The organism is Pseudomonas sp. JAI115 (assembly GCF_014200835.1).
In the GTDB taxonomy this organism is placed as follows: Bacteria; Pseudomonadota; Gammaproteobacteria; order Pseudomonadales; family Pseudomonadaceae; genus Aquipseudomonas; species Aquipseudomonas putida_A.
The window spans coordinates 184,246-202,393 of sequence record NZ_JACHCY010000003.1; the positions used below are offsets into that span (position 1 = coordinate 184,246).

Here is an 18,148-nt window from a genome sequence, read left to right on the forward strand (position 1 = left end):
AGGGTTTTGCACAGAACGGACATTTGTGAGCGCCAGTCATCCAATGTGGGAGCGAGCCTGCTCGCGAATACTGTGTATCAGCTAATCAATATGGCGGCTGATGCACTGCTATCGCGAGCAGGCTCACTCCTACAAGGGATCGCGGTTTACAGTGATGGCTTCGACAAGGTGAGTGAGGCCGGTGATGACGCAGTTCTACGATGCGCGGGGCAATATTTACGGGGTGGTTTCGCCGCAGAGACTTCACGAGGCGGGGATCGATCTGCCGAGTGGAGCCGCGCAGTGTGCTGCGTCGAGACAGGCGTGGAGTCAGGCAGCCATAGCGCTGTGCTGCGATTGGCCCGAGGGCCAGCGTCCGGCGGGGAGTAAATCGCACCGCAGCGACGGTCTGCTGATTGGCCCGTTCCAGGCAGTGCCGCCGTTCGACGTGCTGATCGTCAATACCGACGGCACCTTGGCCGAGCGCAGCGGCAATGGTCTGACGATCTTTTCCCAGTCGTTGCTGGAACAGGGGTTGATGCCGGCGGAAGGGGCGTCGCTGCGAGTGCATCACGACAAGGGCGACGCCGTGGAAACTTCGGTGAAAACGGCCACAGTTGAAGGCATGAACGGCTTCTGGCTGAACCTCGGTCAACCGGGCTTCGGGCCTTCAGCGGTGACCGCCCGGAATGTTGAAAACCGCGAATTCAATGGTCATGAAGTGAGCCATGTAAAACCATTGGCGCAGCTCGATCCCGCGTGGCAGCACAGCCAGTTCGTGCGCATCGGCAATCCGCATTGCGTGACCTTGCTCACCGACGTTGCCGTGTTGCCGAGCAACTCACAAATGCGCGAATCGCCCTGGGCTGAAGGCCTGACCCGAATCGCCTACGCGATGCCGACCGGCGCCGGCCAGCCATGCCCGGCGGGCATCAATCTGCAATGGGCCGCGCTTGAGTCCGCGCAGCGCATCGTCGCCCGAGTATTCGAGCGTGGCGAAGGGCCGACGGCGTCTTCCGGCACCAGTGCCAGTGCGGTGGCGTGTGCCGCATGGGCGGTGGGTTGGGTGGCGAGCGGCGAAGTGCACGTCGTCATGCCGGGCGGTACGGCGCCGGTGTTGCTCGAAGAAGAGCAGGGCGAATTGGTGCGGGTCAGGCTGTTTGGTACGGCTCGATTGATCGACTGAAGCGGCAATCGCCTTCGCTGGCAAGCCAGCTCCCACAGAGTTATGTGGTGAACACAAATCACGCGTTCACTGCTGGATACTGTGGGAGCTGGCTTGCCAGCGATGAGGCCATCAGCCTGACAAAAGTTTCAGATTTGTCCGCCGCTGAACGCCACCACCGGCATCTGCCGCTGCATCAGCACCTTGCCGCCACGAATCGAATACAGCGGCAGGCCCTGGCTGCGGATCACTTCGTAGTCGCTGTCCGCCGACAGAATCAGCAAGTTCGCCGGACGCCCCTGTTCCAGGCCATAACGCTCGCCCAAGTGCATGGCCTTGGCGCTGTTGTCGGTGACCAGGTCCAGCGCGTTCTGCAGGTTGCGGTAACCGAGCATGTGGCAGATGTGCAACCCGGCTTCCAGCACCCGCAGGATGTTGCCGTTGCCTAGCGGATACCAAGGATCGACGATCGAATCCTGGCCAAAACACACGTTCATCCCGGCCTCAAGCAATTCATTCACGCGCGTCACGCCACGGCGTTTCGGGAAGTTGTCGAAGCGCCCCTGCAGGTGAATGCTTTCGGTCGGGCACGAGACGAAACTGATCCCGGAATGCCCGAGCAGGCGGAACAGTTTGGCGCAGTAGGCGTTGTCGTAAGAACCCATTGCCGTGGTGTGGCTGGCGGTGACCCGCGCGCCCATGTCGCGGCTGCGCGCCTCTTCTGCGAGCACTTCGAGAAAGCGCGAGTGCGGGTCGTCGGTCTCGTCGCAATGCACATCGACCAGGCACCCGGTGCGCTCGGCCAGATCCATCAGAAACTTCACTGAACTGACGCCCTGATCACGGGTGTACTCGAAATGCGGAATGCCGCCGACCACATCGGCGCCCATGCGAATCGCTTCTTCCATCAGCTCGCGACCGTTGCGGAACGACTCGATGCCTTCCTGCGGGAACGCGACGATTTGCAGATCGATCAGGTGCCGGGATTCTTCGCGGACTTCGAGCATCGCCTTGAGCGCGGTGAGTTGCGGATCGGTGACGTCGACGTGGGTGCGCACGTGCTGGATGCCGTGTGCGGCCAGGGCCTGGATGGTCTTTTTCGCGCGGGTCTTGGTGTCTTCTTCGGTGATGGTGACTTTGCGCTCACCCCAGCACTCGATGCCCTCGAACAGCGTGCCGCTCATGTTCCAGCGCGGCTCGCCAGCGGTCAGCGTGGCGTCGAGGTGGATGTGCGGCTCGACGAAGGGCGGCACCACCAGATTGCCGCCGGCGTCGAGGTCGCCGGGGTTGAGGGTCGGGGCTTCGGTCTGGCGGCCGATGCTGCGGATCAGGCCGTCTTCCAGGTGCAATTCGTGCAAACCGTCCTGGTTGCGCAGTCGGGCGTTGATGATGTGCATCAGGCGAATCCTTCTTATAGGTCTGGTAGTGGCGCACCGGCGCGACGGGCGCCGAGCAGGCCGGTGACGATGACATACGTTAGCGCGGCGGCGGCAATCCCTACCAGCGGCGCGACCCAGGGCGAGTGGAACGCAGTGAGCGTGCCGACCGCGTAAGCCCCCAGTCCCGGCCAGTTGAACGCCGGCAGCCGTGCGTCGGCCAGACGCGGATAGCGCCCGCGCCAGCGGAAGAAAAAGTCGGCCATGATCACCCCGCCAATCGGCGGAATCACCGTGCCCAGCAGAATCAGGTACGGCACCAGCATGTCGTACATGCCCAGCAGGGCGAGCAGGGTGCCGATTACCGCGCCGGCCAGGGTCACGGTTTTGCGTCGGCCGGTGCGCAGCAGGTTGCAGCCGGCGACGGCGAAGTTGTAGATGGTGTTGTCCTGGGTGCTCCAGATATTCAGTAGCAGCATGGCCATTGCGGCCATGGCGAAACCTTGCAGCAGCAACACTTCAACCACGTCGGGCTGCTGATAGACGATCGCGCCGTAGGCACCGATCAGCACCATCAAGCCATTGCCGATGAAAAATCCGATCAGGCTCGCCAGCACGGCAACCCGTGCCGAGCGCGAGAAGCGGGTCCAGTTGGTCGCCTGGGTCGCGCCGCTGACGAAGGTGCCGAACACCAGCGTGATCGCGGTCGACCAGTCCAGCGAACCCGTCGGCACCACGCTGAGCAAACCATCGAGGCCACCGACTTTTACCGTCGCGACCCACATCGACAGCATCAACAGCAACATCATCGCCGGCACCGCGATGTACGACAGGATCTCCAGGCCGCGATAACCGACATACGCCGTGGCGCAGAACACCAGGCCGAACAGCACCATCAAGCCGAGCACTGTGCCTTGCCCCAGATCGAAGTATTTGCCGAGCACCACGGCGGCGGTCGCAGTGCCCCAGGCGTACCAGCCGATCTGGGTGAAACCGAGGATCAGGTCGCTGAGCTTGCTGCCGACTTCGCCAAAACAGAAGCGCCCCATCAGCACGGAGTTAAGTCCGCTCTTGAAGGCGATATAACCGAGGCCCGCCGCATACAGACCGAGCAGCAGGTTACCGACGATGATCACCGCTATCATCTCGCCAAAACTGAACGCCACGCCGAGCTTGCCGCCGGCGAACATGGTTGCGGTGAAAAACGTGAAACCGAGCAACACCATGGCGGTTGAGGCCAGACCTTTGCGGGCATGCATCGGCACTTCGCTGAGCGGGTAGTCGTTGCCGGGATCGTTCTGCGTCATGGGGCGTTCCTTGCTGAAGAGGGGGGACGCGGGTTGGGTTGCAGTGGTCGTGCCAAATGCTGATTGGCGCGGGTTATGTATAGACGAGGCGCATGGATTGGCGCGAAAGCGGTGCAACTGAATGCACCCGAGCCCAATGTGGGAGCGAGCCTGCTCGCGAAGGCGGCGGGTCAGGCGACATTTGCAATGGCTGATATTCCGCTTTCGCGAGCAGGCTCGCTCCCACAAGGGATGGGTGTTGGGTCAGAGGAATCTGAGCAGGGCGGCGACGATGGTTTCCGGCGCGTCCTCCTGGACCAGGTGGCCAGCGTTGGCGATTGGGTGAAATTGCGAACCGGGGATCATCTGGTGCAACGCCCGACCCCGCTCGATGGGAATCCACTGATCGGCTTCACCCCAGAGAATCTGCACCGGGCAGCGGATGCTCGGGTACAGCGGTTCGGCCTCGCGAGTGTAGCGCTCGTCCATCTGCGCGATCTGCCGATAGAACGCCGCTTGCCCCGGATCGCCGAGCCACGGTTGCACGTAGGGCGCCAGTTCAGCGTCGGGGATGTCGCGGTGAATCGCCCCGCGAATGTAAGTCGGAACGATCGCGCGCTGAATGTAATCGGGCAGGCCGCTGAACGCCGCTTCATGCTGGCGCACATGCTGCACGAACGGCGATCCCCATGGCGTCAGCGCCACCGGATCGATCAGCGTCAGGCTGCGGTAGTCCTTGCCATTGAGCAAATGCGTGCGCAACGCGGTGGCGCCGCCGAAGTCATGGGCAACCACGTCCGGGCGCTGGATGTTCCAGTGATCGAGCAACTGCGCGAGCAGTTGATTCTGCACCCCGAGGGAAACATCGTCATCCGGTTGTGCGGAGCGACCGTAGCCCAGCAGGTCGAAATAATGCACCCGGTGACTGGCGAAAAAATGCGGCGCGATGCGGTGCCACACATACGATGAAAACGGTGTGCCATGCACGAACACCAGCGGCGGGCCGTCACCGCGCACGGCGTGGCGCACCGGATGCCCATTGAAATCGAAGACCTGATCCAGCAACCAGTCCGTCATCGACCTGTCCTCTTGGCGGGGTTGAGCCAAAAAGCATAGGCATAAAAAAACAGCCGTGAAGGCTGTTCTCTATTTTCCTGACAAACACCGATCCTTTGTAGGAGTGAGCCTGCTCGCGATAGCGTCGGCACATCCGAAATCAATGTGTCTGACAAACCGCTATCGCGAGCAGGCTCACTCCTACAGGGGGATTTGTGTTGGATCACTCACCGCGATAGATGCAACCGCTGGTGCAGGTCTCGTGAATGCGGATCGCGCTGAGTTCCGGCAGCAGCGGCTTCATTTCATTCCAGATGAATTTGGCCAGGACTTCGCTGGTCGGGTTTTCCAGGCCAGGAATGTCATTCAGGTAGTTGTGATCCAGACGCTCGTACAGCGGCTTGAAAATCGCCTTGATCTCGGAGAAGTCGCGGATCCAGCCGGTGTGCGGATCGAGGTCGCCGCTCAGGTGCAGCGCCACCTTGAACGAGTGACCGTGCAGGCGTCCGCACTTGTGGCCGTCCGGTACGTGCGGCAGGCGGTGGGCGGATTCGAAAGTAAACTCTTTGAAAATTTCCACAGTGATTTCGGCTCTGTTCAGGTGGCGTTCGCCGCAGCGATTCGGGCAGGCGGCGAGTTTACCAGCTTGTGTTTGGCGATGCGGGAAAACACTGACTAAAGGGTCAGCAAGCGCTCGGCGAGGCGACCGTTGGCCGCCAGTTCGAGAAACTCGTCGCCCAGTCGGCGGCTCTCGTCCATTGCCGCGTGCCAGTACTTTTGGCGGCTCGGCGCATCGCCCATGAAGCGCTTGAAGTCGTTACGGTCGGGCAGTTTGCCGTAGGGCAGGCGCGCCAGATATTCCTTCGATGGCGCCAGCAACAGCACATCCTGCAAGCGCTCGACCGAGGCACGGCGCCACGGCAGGGTCTTGTCGAACCAGCCGGGGATCACCCGGTCGGTGAAGTGTGGATAGAGCACGATGCCGTCGCCGCTGTAGGGCAGGTCGAGGTGATAGTCGAGCAGGCCGCCGTCGCGGAACGTGCCGGCACCGGCGCCCGGCAGGTCGCGCACGCCTTCCATGACCATCGGGATCGAGCCCGAGGCCAGCAGCGCCTGACGCAGGTTGCCGGCATTCAGGGCGACGAAGCGCGACGGAAAGTCATTCAGCGCATTCAACGGCGGGGCGAGGCGCGGGTCGTGAATGATCAGGCGCTCAAAGTGCCGCGACAGCCGCGCGCGACCGCGCAGGTTATCGGCAATCACCGAGCCCAGCGCCAGACCGAGGCGGCCACGATGATCGTCGGCCAGGCGTCCGTGGCTTTTCACCACCATGATGTTCAGGCGGTAGTCGGCATTGTTGAGGATGCTGGCGTCGCGGCCGTCGAGCAGGTCATTGAGCATGCGCTGCGAGCTCGCGCTGATCTCGGCCATGGTCACGCCTTTGTTGAAGTTCTGCTCGGCATACAACTGGCCGAGGCGGCGGATGCCTTCGGCGGCGTCCGGCAGGCAGGCGCTGGCGAAGCGCCAGGAACCGACCGACGCACCGATCAGCGAGCGCTCACGCGGCGCGCTCGGCAGCCACTCACCGAACAACGCCAGATCCAGCCCTTGAATCCCCAATGCCTTCGGCCCGCCGGCCGCACCGGGCAGGGTGCCGACGTCAGCGGCGTTCAGGCCTTGGGCACGAATGCGCGCCATGGCCCGAGGGCCGGCCTTGAGGGTAAGGGCAGGGAACTTGATGTGGATGGCAGTCATACCGGTCTCGATCGTTAGCAAGCTTTGGATTATAGGCGCACTACTTGACCCTGTGGGAGCGGGCTTGCTCGCGAAAGCGGTGTGTCAGTCGCCATCATTATTGCTGACCCGCCGCCTTCGCGAGCAAGCCCGCTCCCACAGGGTTTTGCATGAATCTGCAAATGAGGTTGGTGTCAGGCGCAATGATGGCAATTCAGTTTCAGTTAAGTTCGCACCGCTATGGTGCCGACCGTAGCTGCACATAAAAACACGGAGACACCCATGAAAACCCTGACTGCCCTGTCCATTGCCTCGATCATCGGCCTGACCGCCAGCCTCGCCCACGCCCGCGATCTTGGCCCCGATGAAGCCCTGCGCCTGCGCGACGCTGGTACTATCGTCTCCTTCGAGAAGCTCAACGCCACGGCGCTGGCCAGACACCCGGGCTCGACCATCACCGAAACCGAGCTGGAAGAGGAGTACGGCAAGTATGTCTACCAGGTCGAAATGCGTGATCCGCAAGGGCTGGAGTGGGATCTGGAATTAGACGCGGTCACTGGGCAGGTTCTCAAGGATCATCAGGATACGTAATGAAGGTTAATGTTCGCGCCACCAGCCGCACGGCGTTGGCGCTTGTGATTGTTTGCTCGGCGGCGATGGCCCGCGACCTCGATCAGGACGAAGCGCTGAAGCTGCGTCAGCAGGGCGTGATCCTGCCGCTGGAGCAGGTGCTGCAACAGGCGCTGGATCGCTATCCGGGGGCCAAACTGCTGGAGGTCGAGCTGGAGGAAAAGCACGACGTCTATGTTTATGAAGTCGAGCTGCTGACGGTCGAGGGCGTGGCGCGCGAGCTGCACCTGAAAGCCGATACCGGCCAATTACTCAAAGACAAGGAAGATTGACCGATGCGTTTGCTTCTGGTGGAAGACCACGTGCCGCTCGCCGACGAACTGATCGCCGGCCTGCAGCGCCAAGGCTACGCGGTGGACTGGCTGGCGGACGGACGCGATGCGGTCTATCAGGGTAGCAGCGAGCCGTATGACCTGATCATTCTCGACCTCGGTCTGCCCGGCGTTCCAGGGCTGGAGGTGCTGGCGCAATGGCGTGCCGGTGGCCTGTCGACCCCGGTGCTGATCCTCACCGCCCGCGATTCCTGGGCCGAGCGCATCGAAGGCCTGAAGGCCGGCGCCGACGATTACCTGACCAAACCGTTCCATCCCGAAGAGCTGCATTTGCGGGTGCAGTCGTTGCTGCGTCGCTCCAAGGGCCAGGCCAATCAGCCGACGCTGAAAGCGGCCGGCCTGCATCTGGACGAAGGTCGCCAGTGCGTGATTCGCGACGGCAGCGAGATTCAGCTGACCGCCGCCGAATTCCGCCTGCTGCGTTATTTCATGCTGCACCCGGAACAGATCCTGTCGAAAACCCACCTCGCCGAGCACCTCTATGACGGCGAGACCGAGCGCGATTCCAACGTCCTCGAAGTTCACGTCAACCACCTACGGCGCAAGCTGGGTAAAGCGGTGATCGAAACCCGTCGCGGCCAGGGTTACCTGTTCGGCGGGCAAGCTTCGTGAGGTCGATCCAGCGCCGTTTGAGCCTGGGCTTGATCAGCGTGATGGTGATCGTTGGCATGGTGCTGGCGCAAACCAGCCTGTGGTTGTTCGAAGTCTGGTTGCAGCGTTATCTCGAGGCCGGTCTGCGCAACGATAGCGAAAGCCTGCTGGTCGCGCTGGTGCGTGGCCCGCAAGGTTTGCAACTGGATGAGCGGCATCTGTCGCCGGCCTATCAGCGACCGTTTTCCGGGCATTACTTCCGCATCGATTTTGCCGACAGCCACTGGCGCTCGCGTTCGCTGTGGGATCAGGATCTGCCGCTGCTGGAGCACCCGGGTTTGCACAGCAACCTGCAACTGGGGCCGGACGGTCAGCAGTTGCTGGTATTGCGCTCGGACTATCGACGTCTGGGGCAGTCGATCTCGATCAGCGTCGCCCAGGATTACACCCCGGTGCGCGAGAGTTTCCAGCGCATGCGCCAGATCGGCCTCGGGCTGGGCCTGGCCGGTTTGCTGCTGATTCTGCTGCTGCAACGGCTGACGGTGCGCCGCGCGTTGAAGCCGCTGGAGCGGGCGCGCGAGCAGATCGCCCAGTTGCAGCAGGGCCAGCGCTCGCAACTGGACGATCAGGTGCCGGTGGAGCTGGAGCCGCTGGTGGCGCAGATCAACCATTTGCTCGCGCACACCGAGGACAGCCTCAAGCGCTCGCGCAATGCGCTGGGCAATCTGGGACATGCGCTGAAGACGCCGTTGGCGGTGCTTTTGAGTCTGGCGTCGAGCGAAAAACTCGATGCCCACCCGGAGCTGCGCAAGATCCTCAAGGAACAGTTGGAGCAGGTGCAACAGCGGCTCAATCGCGAGCTTAATCGCGCGCGGTTGTCAGGTGATGCGCTGCCCGGCGCGCTGTTTGATTGTGACGCGGAACTGCCGGGATTGCTGGCAACGCTGAACATGATCCACGGCGAGCATCTGGCGTTGAGTTACGTCGCGCCGCCGGGGCTGCAACTGCCGTGGGATCGCGAGGACTTGCTGGAACTGCTCGGCAACCTGCTCGACAACGCCTGCAAATGGGCGGACGCCGAGGTGCGTCTGAGTGTGATCGAACGTACTGACGGTTACGCCCTGAGCGTTGAAGATGACGGCCCGGGAATTCCTGAAGAGCAACGCACTCAGGTGTTCAGTCGTGGCACGCGGCTCGATGAGCAGACTGACGGGCATGGCCTGGGGCTGGGAATTGTGCGTGATATCGTCGAGACGTGGGGCGGGTTGCTGGTGTTGGGCGAGAGTGAGTGGGGCGGGCTGAAGGTGGTGATCGAGCTGCCTAAACGCTGATCTCCCCAACACCATAAATCCCCTGTGGGAGCGAGCCTGCTCGCGAATGCGCTGGATCAGACACATCATCGCTGACTGACATACCGCTTTCGCGAGCGGGCTCGCTCCCACATTGGGTTTGGCAATGGGCTGTCAGACCCGGAACTGATCCATCAGACTCTGCTGTTGATTCGCCAGGCTGTTCAGCGACTGGCTCACCCGCGCCGACTCATTGGCCTGTCCGGACAGCGATTCGGTCACGTCGCGAATGGTCGCGACGTTGTTGTTGATCTCCTCGGCCACCGCGCTCTGTTCTTCCGCCGCGCTGGCGATCTGCAGGTTCATGTCGCTGATCACTGTCACCGCGTCGCCGATCTGGCGCAGTGCGGTCACCGCTTGCCCGACCTGTTCGACACTGCCCTGAGCCTGACGATGGCTGTTGCCCATCGACCCGACCACATCCTGGGTACCGGTCTGCAGTTGCTCGATGACCTGACGGGTTTCTTCCACCGACTCCTGCGTGCGGCGGGCAAGGTTGCGCACTTCGTCGGCGACCACGGCAAAACCACGCCCGGCTTCACCGGCACGCGCTGCTTCGATCGCCGCGTTGAGCGCCAACAGGTTGGTCTGTTCGGCGATGGCGCGGATGGTTTCCAGCACGGTGCCGATCTTTTCGCTGTTGGCAGCCAACCCTTCGACCTGAACCATCGCCGCGCTCATGTCGGCGGCGAGGGTGTCGATGCTCGCGGTGGTGCGGTCGATCACGGTCAGGCCCTGACGGGTGGCGCGGTCGGCGTCCTTGGCCGCTTCGGCGGCTTGCGCGGCGCTGCGTGCAACGTCCTGCGCGGTGGCGCTCATTTCGTGGGAGGCAGTGGCGACCTGATCGACCTGACGGTATTGCTGCTCCATGCCGGCGCTGGTCTGGGTGGCGATGGCCGAGGACTGGTCGGCGGTGTTGCGCGCATCCTGCACCGAGCGTTTCACCTCGGCGATGATCGGCTGCAACTTGTCGAGGAACTTGTTGAACCAGCCGGCCAGTTGACCGAGTTCATCTTTCTTGTCATACGCCAGACGGCGGGTCAGATCACCTTCGCCGCTGGCAATGTCTTCCAGCATATGCGCGACGCCGAGGATCGGTTTGGTCACGCTGCGCGCCATCAGCCACACCAGCAGTAGGCCGACGAACGCCGCGAGCACGCCGAGGCTCAGCTCGATCAGGGTGCCGGAGTTGTTGCTCGCATCCAGTTGCTGCTTGAGCGCTTCGGCGCGGCTGACCAGCACCTTTTCCGGCACGTCGAGCAACACGGCCCACGACGGGCCGCCGGGGATCGGCTGGAACGGCGACAGCACTTTCAACTGGCCGTTGCTGTGCAGGCTGCTGACGCTGCTGCTGGCCGCGAGCTGACGCAGCAGTTCAGCGCCGCTGACGGTGTCCACGGCATCCAGGCGCTTGCTCAGTTTGCTCGCATCCGGGCTGTAACCGGCGAGCAGGCCGGTGGGGCTGATGATGCTCACGGCGGTCTGGCCGTCGTAGAGTTTTTTGCTCGCGCCCTGGCTGATCGCCTGCAGGCTGTTGAGGTTGATGTCCACCGACAGCGAGGCGATGACTTTACCGTTGACCATCAGCGGGAAGACGATGCTGGTCATCAGCACGTTCTGGCCGTCGATCACATAGAAGTACGGTTCGATCACGCACGGCTTGAGCGTGGTGCGCGGACAGGTGAACCAGGCGTTGGCCGCCTGACCGCTGGGGCCGGTGCTGGTGTCGGCCATGTCGCTTTCCGGCAGGGCCATCGAGGTGACTTTGCCGGGAGTCGGCTGCGACCAGTACAGGGCGAAGCGGCCCTTGTCGTTGCTGCCCAGTTCGGCCTGACCGGCGAACAGTTCATCCTTGCCATCCAAGGCGTTGGCTTCGAACACCAGCGACAGACCGAGCAGATCCGGGTTGGCTTGCAGCGCGGACTTGACCTGACGGGTCATGTCTTCGCGCAGGTCGAAGGCATCGAGAAAGCGCTTCTCGGCCTGCTCGCGCAAAAACAGTACCTGTCGCGAGAAACCGTGACCGTATTGATAGGCGTCCATGAACTGCTGGCGAATCCCGGCAGCCTGCACCTCACCCTGCGACTCAATGCGCGCCTGGGCCGACTCGGTCAGCATCTCCATGCTCGAAGCCTTCACCAGCTCGGAGCTGTGCTCCATGCGATACAGCGAAAGACCCACCAGCAGGGTCACGATGCCCGCCAGGCACAGGCCGGCGAGCAGGGTGATTTTCCATTGAATGGAAAGTTGTCTGAGCGACATGGAGACGTCCTTATTCGATAAATATCTGAGACTTTGCACTGTAACGGCCGCGTTTCGGCTTTCTTTATTGTTCAAGTGCAATATGACCAATTGCCGCATGCCGGCGATCAGATACCTGTGGTGAGGGGATTTATCCCCGATGGGGGGCGAAGCCGCCCTCACAATCGTTCAGAGAAATTGCATAGTCAGGTTTGGCGACTGCTGCGCAGCCGATCGGGGATAAATCCCCTCGCCACAGGGTTCTCCATTGCCCGTTACATTTAAGTTCAGCCGCTCGCTTTGACACCGCCGCCACTCTGCGGCACAGTGCGCGCCCTTCTAATAAGACCCTCTTTGCAAATCCGCCGGTTAACCGTTGGCGGACTCATCCTGTCTGGCGGTGATATTTCATCGCAGTGTTTTTGAGGTAGTGAAATGAATGCAGTGATTGCTGCGGTCGGCGTCATGCTGATCCTCAGCCTGTCCCGCGTGCACGTGGTGATTGCCCTGATCGTCGGTGCGCTGGTCGGTGGCCTGACCGGTGGTCTGGGCATCGACGCCACGCTCAAGGCGTTCAACAGCGGTCTGGGTGGCGGGGCGACGGTGGCGTTGTCCTACGCGTTGCTCGGCGCTTTCGCCGTGGCGATTGCCAAGTCCGGCCTGGCCCATGCGCTGGCCGACAAGGCCCTGGCGATGGTCGATCGTCAGCATTCGACCGGCGGCGGCAGCGTCAAGTGGCTGCTGATCGGCCTGCTGTGGGTGGTGGCTATTGCCTCGCAGAACATCCTGCCGATCCACATTGCGTTCATCCCGCTGCTGGTGCCGCCGCTGCTCTATGTACTGACCAAGTTGCAGCTGGATCGCCGGTTGATTGCCTGCGTCATGACCTTCGGCCTGATCACCCCGTACATGGTGTTCCCGGTGGGTTTCGGCAACATCTTCCTCAACCAGATCCTGCTGGCCAACGTCAGCAAGGCCGGGGTCGACATCAGCCAGATCAACGTCATGCACGCCATGGCGATTCCGGCCCTGGGCATGGTCTTCGGCCTGTTGCTGGCGGTGTTTTTCAGCTATCGGAAAAAGCGTGTTTACGATCTGGAGAAAATCGAGCAGGTCGAGCAAGTCAGCGTCGCCTACAACCCGAAGACCATCGGCATTGCCGGTCTGGCGATTGCCGCCGCGTTCATCATTCAGTTGCTGCTGGATTCGATGATTATCGGCGCACTGGCCGGGTTCCTGATCTTCTCGGCCTCGGGCATCGTCAAGTGGCGTGAGACCGACGACCTGTTCACCGAAGGCATGAAGATGATGGCGATGATCGGCTTCATCATGATCTCCGCCTCGGGTTTCGCCGAAGTGCTCAAGGCTACCGGCGAAGTGCGCTCGCTGGTCGAAAGCGCGGCGGCGTGGATCGATCACAGTCAGGCGATCGGCGCGCTGTTGATGCTGCTGGTGGGCCTGATGGTGACCATCGGTATCGGCTCGTCGTTCTCCACGGTGCCGATTCTGGCGGCGATTTTCGTGCCGCTGTGCGTGCAACTGGGCTTCAGCCCGATGGCCATCGTGTGCATCGTCGGCACCGCCGGTGCATTGGGCGATACCGGCTCGCCGGCCTCGGACTCGACGCTGGGCCCGACCTCCGGTCTGAATGTCGATGGCCAGCATCACCACATCTGGGACACCGTGGTCCCGACCTTCCTGCACTACAACCTGCCGCTGCTGGCGTTCGGCTGGGTGGCCGCGATGGTTCTCTAAACCCGCCAATCCTCTGTGGGAGCGAGCCTGCTCGCGAAAGCGGTGTGTCAGCTAAAAACAGGCTGGCTGACACGACGCCTTCGCGAGCAGGCTCGCTCCCACAGGGATAACAGGTCTTTCTCCAGACTCAACTTTTGCTTTTGCGTGCCGTTAACGCCTTTAACCACGCCAATAAAACCAAAAGAGTGAGCCCCCCAATGCGCTTGAGTCTCAAGGCCAAAGTCCTGTCCCTTGCCGTCCTGCCGGTGCTGCTCTTTGCGCTGGTCATCAGTCTGACCACGCTGTTTATCCTCCAGCAACAGGCGCACACCGAGGTCGAGCAGACCCGCGAGCGCTTGCTCGCCGACGCCAAGGCCACCCTGCAAAGTTACGTCGCCGTGGCCATGACCACGATCAAACCGCTGTACGACGCAGCCGCCCCCGGTGACAACGCGGCGCGGGCGCAGGCGATCAAGCTGCTGTCGGGCATCCGCTACGGCAAGGACGGCTACTTCTTCGGCTACGACTCCGAGACTGTGCGCCTGTTCAAGGCCAACGACCCCGAAGGCGTGGGCAAAAGCTTCAAGGACAACCGCGACCCGAATGGCGTCTACGTCAACCTCGGCCTGGTGAAAGTGGCGAAGGACGGCACCCACTATCTGCAATACAGCTCGCCGCTGCCAGGCAATGCCAACGTGCTGGTGCCGAAACTCGGCTACACCGAGTACTTGGCGAAGTGGGACATGGCGGTTGGTACCTCGGTCAACCTCGACGGCATTGAAGCGCAAGTGGCGGTGGTGCAGGCGCAAGTGCAGGAGCGCATGCAAGGCGTGATCCTCAGCATCGTCGGCGTGGCGGTGCTGGTGTTGCTGGTGATTGCCATCGCGGGGATGCTGCTGGCCAACACCATTCTTCGCCCGCTGAACCTGATGAAAGCCAACCTCGACGACATCGCGGCGGGCGAGGGCGACTTGACCCGCCGGCTGGACATCACCAGCCAGGACGAACTCGGCGAACTGGCCGGCTCGTTCAACCGCTTCGTCGACAAGATCCACGGCCTGGTGCGGCAGATCACCGAGATGACCACGCAACTGACCGGCCTGGTGACCCAGGTGTCGGATCAGGCCCAGCGTTCCGATCAGGCGATGGAGCGTCAGCGCCACGAGACCGATCAGGTCGCCACGGCGATCAACGAGATGTCCGCCGCTGCCCAGGAAGTCGCCAAGAGCGCACAAAACGCCGCGGTCGCCGCGCAGCAGACCGACGAGGAAGGCCAGAGCGCCAAGCGCGTGGTGGCCGGCAGCATCAAACAGATTCATGCGCTGGTGGATGACATTCGCAGCAGCGGCGTGTCGCTCGACAGCCTGCAGCAGGACGTGTCGTCGATTGTCGGCGTGCTCGGGGTGATTCGCTCGATTGCCGAGCAGACCAATCTGCTGGCACTGAACGCGGCGATCGAAGCGGCGCGCGCCGGCGAGGCCGGGCGCGGTTTTGCGGTGGTGGCGGACGAAGTGCGGGCACTGGCCAGCCGCACGCAGATCAGCACCCAGGAAATTCAGGGCATGATCGATCGCCTGCAAGCGGGTACCCAGTCGGCGGTCGAGGCGATGCGCCGTTCCAGTGAAGCGGGCGATGGCACTTCGGCGCAGGCCAATCAGGCCGGGGCGTCGCTGGATGCCATGGCTGACCTGATCGCGACGATCAACTCGATGAACGCGCAGATCGCCAGTGCTGCCGAGGAACAAACGGCAGTGGCCGAAGAGATCAACCGCAGCGTGCATCAGATCGCGGTGGCGGTGGACAGCGTGGCGGACGAGACCCAATTGGGCGCGCAGACTTCGCGCAGTCTGGCGGAGCTGGGGCAGCGGTTGGGCAAACTGGTGGGCCAGTTCCGCATTTAAAAAGTCTGTAAAACCTCATTGTGGGAGCGGGCTTGCTCGCGAAGGCGTCATGTCAGTCAGTATTCTTGTATCTGACACACCGCCTTCGCGAGCAAGCCCGCTCCCACATTGGGTTTTGTGTAGGACTTAGGGTCTGTCCCAGTACGGCACTTCGCCAAAGCACTCGACAAAGAAATCGATCACCGTCCGCACCTTCACCGACAACCTTCGACTTCCCGGCCACAGCACTGCGATCTGCTGCGGCTCCAGGCTGTTCGATACCTGATATTCGCCCAGCACTGGCACCAGCGTGCCTTCGCGCACCGCCTCACCAATCAGCCATGACGGAAACATCACCAGCCCCAGGCCTTGCTCGGCGGCCTGAGTGAGGGTGTCGGCGTGGTTGCCGGTGATCGGACCTTTGACCGACCAGGGCGTCCAGTCGCCTTGGTCCTGACGGAAGAACCAGCGCTGCTGACCGGTCGCACCTTTGTAGGCCAGGCATTGGTGTTGCGCGAGTTCGTCGGGATGCTGCGGTGTGCCATGGCGCTTGAGATACGCCGGGCTGGCCGCGACCTGAAAGCGGTGCGGCGCCAGAATCCGCGCCTGCATGCTTGAGTCGTGCATCGGGCCGATGCGGAACAGCAGGTCGGTACCTTCCTGCAACGGGTCGACGTAATGGTCAGTCTGCTGGATGTCCAGTTGCAGCTTCGGATAGCGCGCGCACAACTGACCGAGCCACGGCGTCAGATGCCGTTGGCCGAACACCACCGGCGCGTTGATCCGCACCAGCCCGGTGGGTTCGCTTTGCTGCTCCTGCAACGCCTGCTCGGCCTCTTCCAGTTGCACCAGCACCAGCCGCGCATGGTGGCCGAGCATGCGCCCGGCCTCGGTCGGCGTCACGGCGCGGGTGTGGCGGTAGAGCAATTGCTGGTTCAGCGCCTGCTCCATCAACTGGATCTGCCGTGAAATCGAAGAGGGCGCCACGCCCTCGCGCCGGGCGACTTCGGAAAAACTGCCGTGGTCGAGCACCGCCACAAACAGCCTGAGTGCCTTGAATCCCAGTTCATTCAGCCCGTGCATGGATCTTCCTGCTGTGCGAGTTGCGCAAAAGTGTTGTCCGGATGCTCCCATTTATCGCACAGCTACGCCAGCCGATAATCCGCGCCATCGTTTACTTGCGTGGGTTTTGGATGATGCAGACATTGGATGAAGTGAGTGTGCCGGCGCCGGCGACCCGGTCGTGGTTGCGCCTGTTGTTGCTGCCGCTGGTGATTCTGGCCGGCATGGGCCTGTCGGTGGAGGCCGGGTTATTGGGGCCGCTGGGGGAGCAGGTCGGGCATCTGTGGGCGACCTTGAGCATCTTCGGCGTGGGTTCGGCGATTCTGTTTTTGCTGCTGTTGTTCGCCGGCCCGCAGAAAGGCCCGGCGCTGACTGATCTGCCGCGTTGGCAATTGATCGGCGGCTTTCTCGGGCCGATGTACGTGGTGGTGCTGACCCTGGCGACGCCGCATATCGGGATCGCGATGACGATGATCGCGATTTTGTCCGGGCAGGTCGGCAAGAGTGTGCTGATCGACCATTTCGGCTGGTTCGGCGCGACGCGCAAGAAGGTCAATGCCGAGCGGTGGCTGGCATTGGTGTTGATTGTGGTGGCATTGGTTCTGATTGCGCGGGGTTGAGAATATGAGTCTGGTTATTTTGTTGGCAGTGGTGGTGTTGGCTGGCGCGGTGTTGAGCGTCCAAGCGGCGATCAATGGGCGCCTCGGTGAAAGCGTCGGGGTGTTGCGCAGCAGTTTGCTGACGTTTTTCGTCGGGGCGGTGGTCACCGGGTTGTTGATTGTGTTTTTTGAGCCGGCGCATGCGGTGAGTTTGCTCGATGTGCCGAAGTGGCAGGTTTGCGGGGCGCTGTTTGGGGTGGTTTACATGATGGTCATGGTCGGTGCGGTGCCTGTTGTGGGGACGGCGGTGGCGACTGTTGCGGTGATTGTTGGCCAACTTGGGATGGGGATGTTGATCGATAATTTTGGCTGGCTGGGGAATCCGGCGATCGAGCTTTCGTCCTCGCGGGTGTTGGCGATGGTGTGTCTGGGGTTGGCTTTGGTCTTTATGTATCGGAGTAGTGTTCGGGGTTCTGATTGAGTTTTGGGTGTATATCCGTTGCTGCGGTAACGGCGGCTTAGGGTTTCGCCCTTACGGCGACTCACTTTTTTTACAAACGCCTAAAAAAAGTAAGCAAAAAAACGCTTGCTCCTACGTTCGGCCCGCTCGCTGGGGCTCGGGGTCCCTTCGCTCCGGGCTTCATCCGGGCGCAGCGCCTACGGTTTGCTTCGCTGCACCTCCTCTCGCTGTGTTTGGCTGCGCCAAACGGTCGCTGCGCTCCCACCCCCGGATGAATCCCTCCACTCAGCCTTCCGATGTCGCCCGTGGATCAAGATCAAGAGCTTTCGGCGAGCTGACACTCGGCCATTTGAGTGGTGAAGAGCACGGGATTCGGCTTTGGTTTTGTGGTGCTCTTGCCCCTCACCCCAGCCCTCTCCCGGAGGGAGAGGGGGCCAATTTTTGGGCTTTTCAAAATTGGTGTTCGACTCGGTATTTCACGTCGGCGCACCTCTCCCAAACACCGCGATCAGTTCCCTCTCCCTCCGGGAGAGGGCTAGGGTGAGGGGCTCTTGATCTGGCTTTTGATGTGGCTTTGGCTTTTGATCTTTTGCCCCTTCGGCAGGCCGAGCGTAGGTGTTCATCCGGGGGTTAGGCGCGCAGCGCCATGCGGCGAAGCCGCATCCATCGAGAGG

At 62.1% G+C, this 18,148-nt stretch carries 16 protein-coding genes and 2 pseudogenes; 10 read left to right on the top strand and 8 right to left on the bottom strand.

The window, feature by feature from the left end:
• Nucleotides 1-184: 184 nt before the first annotated feature.
• Nucleotides 185-1,165, top strand: coding sequence for a diaminopimelate epimerase (locus HDC30_RS08835; protein ID WP_183782386.1), 981 nt, complete (start codon nt 185-187; stop codon nt 1,163-1,165).
• 128 nt (nt 1,166-1,293) lie between these two features.
• Here HDC30_RS08835 and codA read toward each other — a convergent pair whose 3' ends face one another.
• The 5 genes from codA to HDC30_RS08860 all read right to left on the bottom strand — a co-directional run bounded on the left by codA (nt 1,294) and on the right by HDC30_RS08860 (nt 6,617).
• Nucleotides 1,294-2,541, bottom strand: a complete 1,248-nt coding sequence (gene codA / locus HDC30_RS08840; protein ID WP_183782389.1) for a cytosine deaminase — start codon at nt 2,539-2,541, stop codon at nt 1,294-1,296.
• Between the two features lie 14 nt (nt 2,542-2,555).
• Complete coding sequence (gene codB / locus HDC30_RS08845) at nt 2,556-3,827, bottom strand: cytosine permease (RefSeq protein ID WP_183782392.1); 1,272 nt, start codon at nt 3,825-3,827, stop codon at nt 2,556-2,558.
• 243 nt (nt 3,828-4,070) lie between these two features.
• Complete coding sequence (locus HDC30_RS08850; protein ID WP_183782395.1) at nt 4,071-4,883, bottom strand: alpha/beta fold hydrolase; 813 nt, start codon at nt 4,881-4,883, stop codon at nt 4,071-4,073.
• A 202-nt stretch (nt 4,884-5,085) separates the two neighbouring features.
• The gene (queD, locus tag HDC30_RS08855) at nt 5,086-5,442 is read right to left on the bottom strand and encodes a 6-carboxytetrahydropterin synthase QueD (protein WP_007915588.1); all 357 of its coding nucleotides are present in this window, start codon (nt 5,440-5,442) and stop codon (nt 5,086-5,088) included.
• A 95-nt stretch (nt 5,443-5,537) separates the two neighbouring features.
• Complete coding sequence (locus HDC30_RS08860) at nt 5,538-6,617, bottom strand: patatin-like phospholipase family protein (RefSeq protein WP_183782398.1); 1,080 nt, start codon at nt 6,615-6,617, stop codon at nt 5,538-5,540.
• A gap of 261 nt (nt 6,618-6,878) precedes the next feature.
• Between HDC30_RS08860 and HDC30_RS08865 the strand changes: the two genes are divergently transcribed.
• Genes HDC30_RS08865 through HDC30_RS08880 form a run of 4 tightly spaced genes read left to right on the top strand, consistent with a single transcriptional unit; the run spans nt 6,879 to nt 9,480 of the window.
• Nucleotides 6,879-7,187 carry a PepSY domain-containing protein gene (locus tag HDC30_RS08865; RefSeq protein WP_027614000.1) on the top strand — a complete coding sequence of 103 codons (309 nt, stop codon included), beginning with the start codon at nt 6,879-6,881 and terminating at the stop codon, nt 7,185-7,187.
• Nucleotides 7,187-7,498 carry a PepSY domain-containing protein gene (locus HDC30_RS08870; RefSeq protein WP_027613999.1) on the top strand — a complete coding sequence of 104 codons (312 nt, stop codon included), beginning with the start codon at nt 7,187-7,189 and terminating at the stop codon, nt 7,496-7,498. The genes HDC30_RS08865 and HDC30_RS08870 overlap by 1 nt, the downstream gene beginning before the upstream one ends.
• 3 nt (nt 7,499-7,501) lie before the next feature.
• Nucleotides 7,502-8,170 carry a response regulator transcription factor gene (locus tag HDC30_RS08875; RefSeq protein WP_003223514.1) on the top strand — a complete coding sequence of 223 codons (669 nt, stop codon included), beginning with the start codon at nt 7,502-7,504 and terminating at the stop codon, nt 8,168-8,170.
• Entirely contained in the window at nt 8,167-9,480 is a 1,314-nt protein-coding gene (locus HDC30_RS08880) for a sensor histidine kinase (protein ID WP_183782400.1), read from the top strand. The genes HDC30_RS08875 and HDC30_RS08880 overlap by 4 nt, the downstream gene beginning before the upstream one ends.
• Before the next feature lie 132 nt (nt 9,481-9,612).
• Here HDC30_RS08880 and HDC30_RS29440 read toward each other — a convergent pair whose 3' ends face one another.
• Together HDC30_RS29440 and HDC30_RS29445 are read right to left on the bottom strand one after the other, a co-directional pair.
• Complete coding sequence (locus HDC30_RS29440; protein ID WP_371262551.1) at nt 9,613-10,368, bottom strand: methyl-accepting chemotaxis protein; 756 nt, start codon at nt 10,366-10,368, stop codon at nt 9,613-9,615.
• Between the two features lie 102 nt (nt 10,369-10,470).
• Nucleotides 10,471-11,859: pseudogene (locus HDC30_RS29445) on the bottom strand (HAMP domain-containing protein); the annotation flags it as partial.
• Between the two features lie 315 nt (nt 11,860-12,174).
• On the opposite strand from HDC30_RS29445, the gene HDC30_RS08890 reads away from it, so the two are divergent.
• From HDC30_RS08890 to HDC30_RS29455, 3 genes and pseudogenes are all read left to right on the top strand, one after another.
• The gene (locus tag HDC30_RS08890) at nt 12,175-13,494 is read left to right on the top strand and encodes a Na+/H+ antiporter family protein (RefSeq protein WP_115990270.1); all 1,320 of its coding nucleotides are present in this window, start codon (nt 12,175-12,177) and stop codon (nt 13,492-13,494) included.
• A 197-nt stretch (nt 13,495-13,691) separates the two neighbouring features.
• A pseudogene (locus HDC30_RS29450) lies at nt 13,692-14,516 on the top strand (cache domain-containing protein); the annotation flags it as partial.
• Nucleotides 14,517-14,618: 102 nt separating this feature from the next.
• Nucleotides 14,619-15,374: a methyl-accepting chemotaxis protein gene (locus tag HDC30_RS29455; protein ID WP_371917818.1), complete on the top strand. Its 756-nt coding sequence runs from the start codon at nt 14,619-14,621 to the stop codon at nt 15,372-15,374.
• Between the two features lie 126 nt (nt 15,375-15,500).
• On the opposite strand, the gene HDC30_RS08900 is transcribed toward HDC30_RS29455, so the two are convergent.
• On the bottom strand, nt 15,501-16,436 hold the full coding sequence (locus tag HDC30_RS08900; protein WP_183782409.1) for a LysR family transcriptional regulator: 936 nt from the start codon (nt 16,434-16,436) through the stop codon (nt 15,501-15,503).
• Between the two features lie 113 nt (nt 16,437-16,549).
• On the opposite strand from HDC30_RS08900, the gene HDC30_RS08905 reads away from it, so the two are divergent.
• On the top strand, nt 16,550-17,035 hold the full coding sequence (locus HDC30_RS08905) for a DMT family transporter (protein WP_103369836.1): 486 nt from the start codon (nt 16,550-16,552) through the stop codon (nt 17,033-17,035).
• A gap of 4 nt (nt 17,036-17,039) precedes the next feature.
• The gene (locus HDC30_RS08910) at nt 17,040-17,495 is read left to right on the top strand and encodes a DMT family transporter (protein ID WP_027614318.1); all 456 of its coding nucleotides are present in this window, start codon (nt 17,040-17,042) and stop codon (nt 17,493-17,495) included.
• Nucleotides 17,496-18,148: the final 653 nt, after the last annotated feature.

What these genes read in the sequence shown, in the direction of transcription:
- HDC30_RS08835 (WP_183782386.1), top strand. Translation starts at nt 185, where the DNA reads ATGACGCAGTTCTACGATGCGCGGGGCAATATTTACGGGGTGGTTTCG.
- HDC30_RS29455 (WP_371917818.1), top strand. Translation starts at nt 14,619, where the DNA reads ATGGAGCGTCAGCGCCACGAGACCGATCAGGTCGCCACGGCGATCAAC.
- HDC30_RS29440 (WP_371262551.1), bottom strand. Translation starts at nt 10,368, where the DNA reads ATGGAGCAGCAATACCGTCAGGTCGATCAGGTCGCCACTGCCTCCCAC.
- codA (WP_183782389.1), bottom strand. Translation starts at nt 2,541, where the DNA reads ATGCACATCATCAACGCCCGACTGCGCAACCAGGACGGTTTGCACGAA.
- HDC30_RS08890 (WP_115990270.1), top strand. Translation starts at nt 12,175, where the DNA reads ATGAATGCAGTGATTGCTGCGGTCGGCGTCATGCTGATCCTCAGCCTG.
- HDC30_RS08875 (WP_003223514.1), top strand. Translation starts at nt 7,502, where the DNA reads ATGCGTTTGCTTCTGGTGGAAGACCACGTGCCGCTCGCCGACGAACTG.
- HDC30_RS08905 (WP_103369836.1), top strand. Translation starts at nt 16,550, where the DNA reads ATGCAGACATTGGATGAAGTGAGTGTGCCGGCGCCGGCGACCCGGTCG.
- HDC30_RS08870 (WP_027613999.1), top strand. Translation starts at nt 7,187, where the DNA reads ATGAAGGTTAATGTTCGCGCCACCAGCCGCACGGCGTTGGCGCTTGTG.
- HDC30_RS08865 (WP_027614000.1), top strand. Translation starts at nt 6,879, where the DNA reads ATGAAAACCCTGACTGCCCTGTCCATTGCCTCGATCATCGGCCTGACC.
- HDC30_RS08850 (WP_183782395.1), bottom strand. Translation starts at nt 4,883, where the DNA reads ATGACGGACTGGTTGCTGGATCAGGTCTTCGATTTCAATGGGCATCCG.
- HDC30_RS08900 (WP_183782409.1), bottom strand. Translation starts at nt 16,436, where the DNA reads ATGCACGGGCTGAATGAACTGGGATTCAAGGCACTCAGGCTGTTTGTG.
- HDC30_RS08860 (WP_183782398.1), bottom strand. Translation starts at nt 6,617, where the DNA reads ATGACTGCCATCCACATCAAGTTCCCTGCCCTTACCCTCAAGGCCGGC.
- HDC30_RS08910 (WP_027614318.1), top strand. Translation starts at nt 17,040, where the DNA reads ATGAGTCTGGTTATTTTGTTGGCAGTGGTGGTGTTGGCTGGCGCGGTG.
- codB (WP_183782392.1), bottom strand. Translation starts at nt 3,827, where the DNA reads ATGACGCAGAACGATCCCGGCAACGACTACCCGCTCAGCGAAGTGCCG.